We start from the raw sequence: 10,475 nt of genomic DNA, 5'->3' as shown, positions 1-10,475 counted from the left end.
GTCGTTAGCTCAGTTGGTAGAGCAGTTGACTTTTAATCAATTGGTCGCAGGTTCGAATCCTGCACGACCCACCAGTTTTAAAGGTGGTTACTGGTAGAGAACGTGAAGGATAACGTTGCGTCAGCAACGGCCCGAAGGGCGAGGCGAAGCCGAGTCATCCTGCACGACCCACCATCCTGAATGATTAAGCAGTAAAATCCCGCAAGGGGTCGTTAGCTCAGTTGGTAGAGCAGTTGACTTTTAATCAATTGGTCGCAGGTTCGAATCCTGCACGACCCACCAATTTTAACATTGCACTCAGATGTTAAACGTGAAGGATAACGTTGCGTCAGCAACGGCCCGAAGGGCGAGGCGAAGCCGAGTCATCCTGCACGACCCACCAATGTAAAAAGGCGCCCTAAAGGCGCCTTTTTGCTATGCGCAGAATTTGTGCCTGATGGCGCTGCGCTTATCAGGCCTACAGCGATACACTCGTTCAGGTCGGATAAGACGTCAGTCGGCGACCCGTAGGCCGGATAAGGCGCTTGCGCCGCCATCCGACATTATCAAGCGCAATTGTTGTGACTTTTGCCAGCCAATCGGCTATCTTGTTTAGCATATAAAACAAATTTAACCGATTGTGGCGTGGGTTACGCTTTATATCGGTTATTTCGTTAAGCCAGTAAAACGAGAAAGCATGATGAGCGTAATGTTTGACCCGGAAGCCGCAATCTATCCGTTTCCGCCGAAACCGACCCCGCTAAGCGTGGATGAAAAGCAATTCTACCGCGAGAAAATCAAACGTCTGCTGAAAGCGCGCGATGCCGTCATGGTGGCGCACTATTACACCGATCCCGAAATTCAGCAACTGGCTGAAGAAACCGGAGGATGCATTTCCGACTCGCTGGAGATGGCGCGATTTGGCGCGAAACATCCTGCCTCCACGTTGCTGGTCGCTGGCGTCCGTTTTATGGGCGAGACGGCCAAAATTCTCAGCCCGGAAAAAACCATCCTGATGCCGACTCTACAGGCGGAATGCTCGCTGGATTTGGGCTGTCCGATTGACGAATTTAGCGCGTTTTGCGACGCCCACCCGGATCGCACGGTAGTGGTTTACGCCAACACGTCTGCTGCCGTCAAAGCCCGCGCTGACTGGGTTGTTACCTCCAGTATCGCCGTTGAACTGATTGAACATCTGGACAGTCTGGGCGAGAAAATTATCTGGGCGCCGGATCGTCACCTGGGAAATTACGTGCAAAAGCAGACCGGCGCGGATGTGCTCTGCTGGCAGGGGGCCTGTATCGTTCATGATGAATTTAAAACCCAGGCGTTGACCCGGATGAAAGGTTTGTACCCGGATGCCGCCGTGCTGGTGCATCCTGAGTCGCCACAATCGATTGTCGATATGGCGGATGCCGTCGGGTCTACCAGCCAGCTGATTAATGCCGCCCGCACGCTGCCGCATAAGCAGCTTATTGTGGCGACCGACCGGGGCATTTTCTATAAAATGCAGCAGGCGGTGCCTGATAAAGAGTTGCTTGAAGCGCCGACAGCCGGAGAAGGGGCGACCTGCCGTAGCTGCGCGCATTGTCCGTGGATGGCGATGAACGGCCTTAAGGCAATTGCTGAGGGGTTAGAGCAGGGCGGGCAGGCCCATGAGATTCACGTTGACCAGGCGTTGCGAGAAGGGGCGCTGCTGCCGCTCAACCGTATGCTGGAATTTGCGGCTACACTACGAGCGTAAAACATAAAACGCTCTGGGGGAAAGATGGATTTTTTTAGCACACAGAACATTCTGGTTCATATTCCAATTGGCGCTGGCGGTTACGACCTGTCATGGATTGAAGCTGTCGGCACCGTTGCGGGTTTGCTGTGTATCGGGCTTGCCAGCCTGGAAAAGATCAGCAACTATTTTTTCGGTCTGATTAACGTGACGCTATTCGCGATCATCTTTTTTCAGATCCAACTCTACGCCAGCCTGTTGCTTCAGGTATTTTTCTTTGCCGCCAATATTTACGGCTGGTATGCCTGGTCCCGCAAAACAAGCCAGCATGAGATTGAATTGAAAATTCGCTGGCTGCCGCTGCCAAAAGCGCTGGCCTGGCTGGCGGTATGCGTGGTGGCGATTGGCCTGATGACCGCGTATATCGATCCGGTATTTTCTTTCCTGACTCGCGTCGCCGTCAACCTGATGCAGGCGCTGGGATTGGCGGTCGCCGTGCCGGAATTGCAGCCTGATGCCTTCCCGTTCTGGGACTCCTGCATGATGGTGCTGTCGATTGTGGCGATGATCCTGATGACGCGCAAGTATGTCGAAAACTGGCTGCTGTGGGTGATTATCAACGTGATAAGCGTGGTGATCTTCGCACTGCAAGGCGTCTATGCGATGTCGCTGGAGTATCTGATCCTGACCTTCATCGCTCTGAATGGCAGCCGGATGTGGATCAACAGCGCGCGCGAACGAGGCTCACACGCGCTTTCCAGTTAGTGGTGATGGTGCGAATGGCCGGATAGCCCCTGATTCAGATGGCAGTCCGGCCCGTTGCACGGCTGATATTCCATCTGAATGGTGGCGTGCTCAATCTGGTAATGGTGAATCAGGAAATGCTGGATGCGCGCCAGCAACGCGTCATGATCGTGCGGCGGGATCACCTGCACATGCAACGTCATCACGGGTTTTTCTCCTATCATCCAGACATGGACATGATGCACATTGCGTACTTCGGGAATATCCCGGCTGAGATGGCGACGCAACGCCGCGATATCCAGCGAAACCGGCGCGCCTTCCAGTAATTCATTTACGCTGTCTTTTAACAGACGCCAGGCGCTGCGTAACACCAGTATGGAAACCAGGATCGAGAGAATCGGATCCGCTGGCGTCCAGCCTGTCCAGATGATAATCAGTGCGGCAAAAATGGCGCCGACCGATCCCAGTAAATCCCCCATCACATGCAGCGCGGCGGCACGCACATTGAGGTTTTTTTCTTCATTCCCCCGGTGCAGGAGCCAGAACGCGAACACGTTGGCGAGCAAACCCGCCACTGCGATAGTCATCATCATGCCGCCTGCGACAGGGCGTGGCGTATAGAAGCGCTGAATGGCTTCCCAGACGATTAAAAGGGTAATCACCACTAATGCGATGGCGTTAACAAACGCGGCCAGCGTTGTCAGTCTCAGCCAGCCGAAAGTGTGGCGAATGGTTGGAGGACGACGGGAAAACTGTACGGCCATCAGAGCGAACAACAGGGCTGCGGCATCGGTAAGCATATGCCCGGCATCGGCCAGCAGCGCCAGCGATCCTGAAAGAATGCCGCCCACCACTTCAACCAGCATAAATCCGGAGGTGACACAAAATGCGAACAGCAACCGACGGGCGTTCTTATCTTCCGGCAGATGCGAAGCAGTATGAGAGTGTGAATGTGCCATCGTGTCATCCCTTTGTTATTTTCATTATTACTGTATGACATCATACAAGTTTTGGGCTGACAAAATAAAAAGGAGAGCGTCAGCTCTCCCGTTACCAGGCCTTTTTTCAGGCTTACTGCGTGGTGCCATCGGTTTTAGTATCAACGTCGTTGTTGATGCCGTCGCCGGTCTCCACTTTCTTATTCACGTCCGGGCAGCGGCCGTCCTTACACATGGTGTTTTTATGCACTTCATCGGAGGTCATGCCGTCGTGGTTCATTGATGAGCCATCCGGGTGAAGCATGGTGCCGCCGGAATTAATCTGACTGTTGTCCACATTGTTTGGCGCGACGTTTTCGCGGGCGTCAGGGGCGACCTGTCCGGCATCCGCCGAAGAGTTTGCCTGTCCGTTGTTGGACTGCGTATTCGCGTCAGCGGCCAACGCTGCGCCACTGGCAAGGCTGAGTATGGCAGTAAGAAAAAGTGTGGCCAGTTTTGTCATTTTCATAAGATGCTCCTGTTATGGTCGATATGTCGGATAACTCTTCCAACAGTGCATGTGCCAGTAAAATCTCAGAGAGGGGTTAAAGATCCCGCACTGGCGATTTAGCCCAGCAGAGAATCTTGAAAAAACTCACAAAAAGAGTGTTTGCAGTTAAAAATTGTAGGTTAGATCTCGTTTTTCGCTACTTTCTGGCGTTTTTTTCTCTAATTCCAGGATTAGTCCGTTCGAAGTGTAAAAGTCAGTTTACACTTTTTAGCCAAAGAGATAGATTGAAGGGATTGCATTTAATTAGATAAGTATGGCAACACTGGAATAATCATGAATTATCAGAACGACGATTTACGTATTAAAGAGATCAACGAGTTATTACCGCCAGTCGCACTCCTTGAAAAATTTCCCGCTACAGAGAATGCAGCAAACACCGTTGCCCATGCCCGCAAAGCGATTCATAAAATCCTGAAAGGGAATGACGATCGCCTGCTGGTGGTGATTGGGCCGTGCTCAATTCATGATCCGGTTGCCGCCAAAGAGTATGCCGCTCGTTTAATGACGCTGCGTGAAGAGCTAAAAGGCGAGCTTGAAATTGTCATGCGCGTCTATTTTGAAAAACCGCGCACCACGGTGGGCTGGAAAGGGCTGATCAACGATCCGCATATGGATAACAGCTTCCAGATTAACGATGGCCTGCGTATTGCTCGCAAGCTATTGCTCGACATTAACGACAGCGGATTACCTGCTGCGGGTGAGTTCCTTGATATGATCACCCCGCAATATCTGGCGGATCTGATGAGCTGGGGCGCGATTGGCGCACGTACCACGGAGTCTCAGGTTCACCGCGAGCTGGCCTCCGGTCTTTCCTGCCCGGTCGGCTTTAAAAATGGCACCGACGGCACCATCAAAGTGGCGATTGACGCCATCAATGCCGCCGGTGCGCCTCACTGCTTCCTCTCCGTCACTAAGTGGGGGCACTCCGCCATTGTGAATACCAGCGGCAACGGCGACTGCCACATTATTCTGCGTGGAGGCAAAGAGCCAAACTACAGCGCGCAACATGTGGCAGAAGTAAAAGAAGGTCTTGCTAAAGCGGGGCTTGCGCCGCAGGTTATGATCGATTTCAGCCATGCGAACTCCTCCAAACAGTTTAAAAAGCAGATGGACGTTTGTGCGGATGTTTGCCAGCAGATTGCGCGTGGCGAAAACGCGATCATTGGCGTGATGGTGGAAAGCCATCTGGTGGAAGGTAATCAGAGCCTGGAAAGCGGCGAACCGCTGACCTACGGTAAGAGCGTTACCGATGCCTGCATCGGCTGGGAAGATACGGATGCGCTGCTGCGTCAGTTGTCGAATGCGGTGAAAGCCCGTCGCGGATAATTCCTCCTGCCAACGCACGTTGCGCAATTGAAAAACCGGCAAATCAGGCCGGTTTTTTTCTACTAACTGTTTGTAATCCAAAAGAGTTAGTTCTTTGTTTAAAAGTTTTGATGTGATCGTGATCAACTTTTTACACTTATATCGGTCGTAATATAAATTTTTACATAACGATTGATAATACAAATGAATAAGCCCACTCAACTGGCAACGCTGTTGCCTCTTCTCATTTCCCTGGCGCCGCACAGCGCACATGCGGCAAACACCTCTGAAGATGAAATTATCGTCACCAGCCAGCCTTCTGCCGATACCACGCATGCCGCTTCCGGCGCTGGATTCAAAACCAATGATATCGATGTCGGGCCGCTGGGCAATAAAGCCTGGGTTGATACACCGTATTCGACCACGACCGTCACCAAAGAGATGATTGAGAACCAGCAGGCGCAAAGCGTGAGCGAACTGCTGAAATACTCGCCCAGCACACAAATGCAGGCGCGCGGCGGCATGGATGTCGGCAGACCGCAGAGCCGGGGGATGCAGGGCAGCGTGGTTGCCAACAGCCGCCTGGATGGGTTGAACATCGTCTCAACCACCGCTTTCCCCGTTGAGATGCTGGAACGCCTGGATGTGCTCAACAGCCTGACCGGCGCGCTGTACGGCCCGGCAAGTCCGGCCGGGCAGTTTAATTTTGTCGCCAAACGCCCAACGGAAGAGACGCTGCGCAAAGTCACTCTGGGTTATCAAAGCCGGAGCGCCTTCACCGGGCATGTTGATTTGGGCGGACACATTGATGATGACAACCGTTTTGGCTATCGCGTGAATGTGCTGAATCAGGAAGGTGAAGGGAATCTGGATGACAGTACGCTGCGCCGTAAGTTGCTTTCCGTGGCGCTGGACTGGAATATTCAGCCAGGAACGCAATTACAGCTGGATGCCAGCCACTATGAGTTTATTCAAAAAGGCTATCCGGGAAGCTTCAGCTATGGCCCGAACATTAAATTACCTTCCGCACCCGATCCCAAAGATAAAAATCTGGCGCTCAGCACGGCCGGGAACGATCTGACAACCGACACGGTGAGCACGCGTCTTATTCATTATCTCAATGATGACTGGTCCGTAACGGCAGGCGTTGGCTGGCAGCAGGCGGATCGTGCGATGCGTAACGTATCCAGCAAAATTATCAATAACCAGGGCGATATCAGCCGTTCGCTGAAAGACTCTACTGCCGCAGGACGTTTTCGCGTACTGAGCAATACCGCCACGCTTAACGGTCATGTTGATACCGGTTCTGTCGGGCATGATATTGCGCTCTCGACCACCGGTTATGTCTGGTCTCTGTACAGTGCGAAAGGGACGGGGTCGTCTTATAGCTGGGACACCACCAATATGTACCACCCCTCTGAGATGTACGAAAAGGGCGATGGCAAAATCATAACCGGTGGGGATCGTTATAAATCCAGCGTCAACACGCAACAGAGCATTACCCTTGGGGATACCGTGACTTTCACGCCGAAATGGTCGGCGATGTTCTACTTGAGCCAGAGCTGGATTCAGTCGCAGAACTACAATAAAAGCGGTCATAAAACCGGCCAGATTGATGAGAACGGTTTAAGCCCAAATGCGGCGTTGATGTATAAAATCACCCCGAATGTGATGGCCTACGTCAGCTATGCGGAGTCGCTGGAACAGGGCGGGACGGCGCCAACCAATAGCGACGTGAAAAATGCCGGGCAAACCCTCGACCCGTATCGCAGCAAACAATATGAGATGGGGCTAAAAGCCGATGTCTCCGGGATGAATCTGGGGGCGGCGCTGTTCCGTCTTGAGCGTCCATTTGCCTATGTCGATCCCGGCGACAACGTCTATAAGGAACAGGGGAACCAGGTCAATAACGGTCTGGAGCTGACGGCCTCCGGTAATGTCTGGCAAGGGCTGAATATCTACAGCGGCGTGACGCTCCTCGATCCGAAACTGAAAGATACGGTGAGCGATACCACCAGCGATAAACGGGTGGTAGGCGTACCGAAAGTGCAGGCGAACATGCTGGCGGAGTACAGCTTACCGTCGATGCCGGAATGGGTATACAGCGCTAACGTTCACTATACCGGCAAGCGTGCCGCCAACGATACCAACACCGCATGGGCCAGCAGCTACACCACCTGGGACCTGGGCACCCGCTACACCACGAAAATCAGCAACGTGCCGACCACCTTCCGCGTGGTGGTTAACAACGTGTTCGATAAACACTACTGGGCATCAATCTTCCCGTCAGGCACCGATGGCGATAACGGTTCACCCAGCGCCTTTATCGGCAGCGGGCGTGAAGTTCGCGCCTCCGTCACGTTTGATTTTTAAAGGATGGAGTCATGACGCTAACCCGCATTTTCCCCGCGCTGGCCTGGCTGGTGGCGGGGAGCCTGTTTGCCGCGCAGCCGCACAACGATGTGCGCATCGCTTCGCCGTGGCCGGCGCAAAACACCATCATCACCATGCTGGGGTATGGCGATAATATTGTTGGCACGTCGATGATTGCAAAGACGATTCCGCTTTTTCGCCAGAGTCTGCCGCGTATTGAGAATGTCGCCGTTGTCAGCGTCAACAGCGGTCACGAACTGGACCCGGAGCAGATCATCTCGCTCGGTACGCAACTGCTGTTTGTGCCAAAATCGATGACGGTGCCGAGGGCGTCGCTGCTCCAGCAGGCGGGGGTGCGCGTACTGGCGTTTGAGGCGAACTCCATGCAGGCGCTGACCGCCCGGGTGCATAAAACAGCGGAGGTGCTGGGGCCGGATGCGCAGGATAAAGCGCAGCGGTATCAGCAGTATTTTGACCGCAATGTGGAGCGGGTAAAGGCGCGCTTAAGCGATCTTCCTGAAGATCAGCGAATGACCCTCTATCACAGCATGGGCAATCCGCTGACCACTTCCGGCAGGCCGTCGCTTAATCAGGACTGGATGGATCTGGCCGGTGCAAAAAACGTCGCCGAGCGCTGGTTTAGCCACAAGCAAAACCGGACGGGGGAAGTTGCTCTTGAGCAGATTGTCGCGGCAAATCCGGCGGTGATTGTCGCCATGAATAAGCGGGATGCGGATGCCATCCTGACTTCTCCCCAGTGGGCGCAGGTGGATGCCGTGATTCATCATCGCGTGTATGTGAACCCGAAAGGGATGTTCTGGTGGTGTCGGGAGACCAGCGAAGAGGCGTTACAATTCCTCTGGCTGGCAAAAACGCTCTACCCGCAGCGCTTTGCCGATGTGGATATGCGCAAGGAGACCCGCCGCTTTTACCAGGACTTCTTTGGCATTACACTCAGCGACGCGCAGATTAGCGATGTGCTCAATCCGCCGAAATGACTCTACAGGTAAGGAACGTTATGTCGCTATCCGCTAATGCTCCGTCGATCGACGATCGCTACCGTCTTGTGGTACGCAAGCGGTTGATGCTGGCGCTGCTGATTATTGCGGCGATAGTCGCCTCGCTGGTGCTGGACTCTACGCTTGGCCCGTCTGGTCTGTCGCTCGGCGAGCTCTGGCAAACGCTGCTGCACCCGGCAAGCGTTAATGCGGGGACGCGCGTTATCGTCTGGGATATCCGTTTACCCTATGCGCTGATGGCGTTACTGGTGGGAATGGCTTTGGGGTTGGCGGGCGCCGAAATGCAGACGATCCTGAACAACCCGCTGGCGAGTCCGTTCACGCTGGGCGTTTCTTCCGCAGCAGCCTTTGGCGCTGCGCTGGCGATCGTGTTGGGTATCGGCATTCCCGGCGTTCCTGCCGCCTGGTTTATTCCCGCGAATGCCTTTGCTTTTGCGCTGCTGTCCGCCCTGCTGCTGGACGGGATTACTCGCTGGACGCGCGTGGCGACCTCTGGCGTGGTGCTGTTCGGTATCGCGCTGGTGTTTACCTTTAATGCGCTGGTGTCGATGATGCAGTTCGTTGCCGATGAGGACACGCTACAGGGGCTGGTGTTCTGGACGATGGGCAGCCTGGCGCGCGCGTCGTGGGAAAAGCTCGGCGTGCTGGCGTTGGTGTTTGCCATTGTGCTGCCGTGGTCGATGCGTAGCGCCTGGCAATTGACGGCGCTGCGGTTGGGGGAAGATCGGGCGATGAGTTTTGGCATTGACGTGCGGCGCCTGCGCCTGTCATCGCTGCTGCGCATCAGCCTGCTATCGGCGCTGTCGGTGGCGTTTGTCGGGCCAATCGGTTTTATCGGTCTGGTCGCGCCACACATTGCGCGAATGCTGTTTGGTGAAGATCACCGGTTCTATCTGCCGGGCAGCGTGTTGACGGGGGGGCTGGTGCTGTCGCTGGCCTCGATCGCGTCGAAGAATATTGTTCCTGGGGTGATCATCCCGGTAGGCATCGTAACGTCGCTGGTGGGTGTGCCATTCTTCCTGAGCATTATTTTGCGCCACCGGGGGAGCATGTCATGAGCGGGTTGATCCTCAAGGGAATAAGCGCCGGTTATCCGAAACATCCGGTTATTCGCGATCTCAGCGTGCCTGAGCTGCCGCGCGGTAAAATTACCGTTCTGCTGGGGCCGAACGGCTGCGGGAAATCAACGTTATTACGCGCGCTGGCCGGGCTGAATAAAGCCCGTGGCGAGGTCATGCTGGACGGTGAGAACCTGATGTCGCTGCCGTTTGCCCGGCGTGCGGAAAAGGTGGTGTTTTTACCTCAGTCGCTGCCGCAGGGCGTACATCTGCATGTGCTGGAGTCAATTATCGTGGCGCAGCGGGCGTCCGGCGGGCGGGATGGCGCGAACAGCCACTCGCAGGTGCTGGCAATCCTGGATCAACTCGGCATTGCGCATCTGGCGCTGCACTATCTTGACCAGCTTTCCGGCGGCCAGCGGCAACTGGTGGGGCTGGCGCAGTCGTTGATTCGCTACCCGGAACTTTTGTTGCTGGACGAGCCGCTTAGCGCGCTGGATCTGAACTATCAGTTTCACGTTATGGATCTGATCGCGCGGGAAACGCGGGCGCGCAATATGGTGACGGTTGTGGTGGTGCATGACATTAATATCGCGCTACGCCACAGCGAACATGTGCTGATGCTGAAGGAGGGCAGGCTGGTGGCCAGCGGCGCGCCGGAAGCGGTTATTACCGCAGAAAGCCTGGCGGAAGTGTATAACGTTCGGGGTCGTGTGGAACGTTGTTCACAGGGCAGGGCGCAGGTGGTGCTCGACGGGGTTATCGGGGTTTAAGTGCATGTATTGC

The 10,475-nt window shown here is 54.7% G+C and carries 9 protein-coding genes, 1 tRNA gene and 1 other RNA gene; 9 read left to right on the top strand and 2 right to left on the bottom strand.

Annotated features, from left to right (window positions below; all coding sequences use genetic code 11):
- The first annotated feature begins 5 nt into the window (after nt 1-5).
- From OGX80_RS11785 to pnuC, 4 genes are all read left to right on the top strand, one after another.
- A non-coding RNA gene (locus OGX80_RS11785) (RtT sRNA) lies at nt 6-174 on the top strand.
- Between the two features lie 32 nt (nt 175-206).
- A tRNA-Lys gene (locus tag OGX80_RS11780) sits at nt 207-282 on the top strand.
- 397 nt (nt 283-679) lie between these two features.
- Nucleotides 680-1,723, top strand: a complete 1,044-nt coding sequence (nadA, locus tag OGX80_RS11775; protein WP_115181832.1) for a quinolinate synthase NadA — start codon at nt 680-682, stop codon at nt 1,721-1,723.
- A 24-nt stretch (nt 1,724-1,747) separates the two neighbouring features.
- Nucleotides 1,748-2,467: a nicotinamide riboside transporter PnuC gene (gene pnuC / locus OGX80_RS11770; RefSeq protein ID WP_115181831.1), complete on the top strand. Its 720-nt coding sequence runs from the start codon at nt 1,748-1,750 to the stop codon at nt 2,465-2,467.
- On the opposite strand, the gene zitB is transcribed toward pnuC, so the two are convergent.
- Nucleotides 2,464-3,405 carry a CDF family zinc transporter ZitB gene (gene zitB / locus OGX80_RS11765; protein ID WP_115181830.1) on the bottom strand — a complete coding sequence of 314 codons (942 nt, stop codon included), beginning with the start codon at nt 3,403-3,405 and terminating at the stop codon, nt 2,464-2,466. The genes pnuC and zitB overlap by 4 nt on opposite strands.
- A 112-nt stretch (nt 3,406-3,517) precedes the next feature.
- On the bottom strand, nt 3,518-3,892 hold the full coding sequence (locus OGX80_RS11760) for a YbgS-like family protein (protein ID WP_047458049.1): 375 nt from the start codon (nt 3,890-3,892) through the stop codon (nt 3,518-3,520).
- Between the two features lie 315 nt (nt 3,893-4,207).
- On the opposite strand from OGX80_RS11760, the gene aroG reads away from it, so the two are divergent.
- The 5 genes from aroG (at nt 4,208) to OGX80_RS11735 (ending at nt 10,462) form a co-directional block, all read left to right on the top strand.
- Nucleotides 4,208-5,260, top strand: coding sequence for a 3-deoxy-7-phosphoheptulonate synthase AroG (gene aroG / locus OGX80_RS11755; protein WP_012133235.1), 1,053 nt, complete (start codon nt 4,208-4,210; stop codon nt 5,258-5,260).
- Between the two features lie 183 nt (nt 5,261-5,443).
- On the top strand, nt 5,444-7,612 hold the full coding sequence (locus tag OGX80_RS11750) for a TonB-dependent receptor (RefSeq protein WP_115181829.1): 2,169 nt from the start codon (nt 5,444-5,446) through the stop codon (nt 7,610-7,612).
- Nucleotides 7,613-7,623: 11 nt separating this feature from the next.
- A complete protein-coding gene (locus OGX80_RS11745) occupies nt 7,624-8,610 on the top strand; it encodes an ABC transporter substrate-binding protein (RefSeq protein WP_115181828.1) in 987 nt (328 codons plus the stop codon).
- On the top strand, nt 8,607-9,689 hold the full coding sequence (locus tag OGX80_RS11740; RefSeq protein ID WP_052194398.1) for a FecCD family ABC transporter permease: 1,083 nt from the start codon (nt 8,607-8,609) through the stop codon (nt 9,687-9,689). Before OGX80_RS11745 ends, OGX80_RS11740 begins: the two co-directional genes overlap by 4 nt.
- Nucleotides 9,686-10,462 carry an ABC transporter ATP-binding protein gene (locus OGX80_RS11735; protein WP_200053548.1) on the top strand — a complete coding sequence of 259 codons (777 nt, stop codon included), beginning with the start codon at nt 9,686-9,688 and terminating at the stop codon, nt 10,460-10,462. Before OGX80_RS11740 ends, OGX80_RS11735 begins: the two co-directional genes overlap by 4 nt.
- The last annotated feature ends 13 nt before the right edge of the window (nt 10,463-10,475 follow it).

The sequence above is a fragment of the Citrobacter sp. CK194 genome (assembly GCF_030333395.1).
GTDB lineage: Bacteria > Pseudomonadota > Gammaproteobacteria > Enterobacterales > Enterobacteriaceae > Citrobacter_B > Citrobacter_B koseri.
This window is presented reverse-complemented; position numbering and strand designations above follow the sequence as displayed.

What these genes read in the sequence shown, in the direction of transcription:
- OGX80_RS11750 (WP_115181829.1), top strand. Translation starts at nt 5,444, where the DNA reads ATGAATAAGCCCACTCAACTGGCAACGCTGTTGCCTCTTCTCATTTCC.
- zitB (WP_115181830.1), bottom strand. Translation starts at nt 3,405, where the DNA reads ATGGCACATTCACACTCTCATACTGCTTCGCATCTGCCGGAAGATAAG.
- aroG (WP_012133235.1), top strand. Translation starts at nt 4,208, where the DNA reads ATGAATTATCAGAACGACGATTTACGTATTAAAGAGATCAACGAGTTA.
- OGX80_RS11735 (WP_200053548.1), top strand. Translation starts at nt 9,686, where the DNA reads ATGAGCGGGTTGATCCTCAAGGGAATAAGCGCCGGTTATCCGAAACAT.
- OGX80_RS11740 (WP_052194398.1), top strand. Translation starts at nt 8,607, where the DNA reads ATGACTCTACAGGTAAGGAACGTTATGTCGCTATCCGCTAATGCTCCG.
- OGX80_RS11745 (WP_115181828.1), top strand. Translation starts at nt 7,624, where the DNA reads ATGACGCTAACCCGCATTTTCCCCGCGCTGGCCTGGCTGGTGGCGGGG.
- OGX80_RS11760 (WP_047458049.1), bottom strand. Translation starts at nt 3,892, where the DNA reads ATGAAAATGACAAAACTGGCCACACTTTTTCTTACTGCCATACTCAGC.
- nadA (WP_115181832.1), top strand. Translation starts at nt 680, where the DNA reads ATGAGCGTAATGTTTGACCCGGAAGCCGCAATCTATCCGTTTCCGCCG.
- pnuC (WP_115181831.1), top strand. Translation starts at nt 1,748, where the DNA reads ATGGATTTTTTTAGCACACAGAACATTCTGGTTCATATTCCAATTGGC.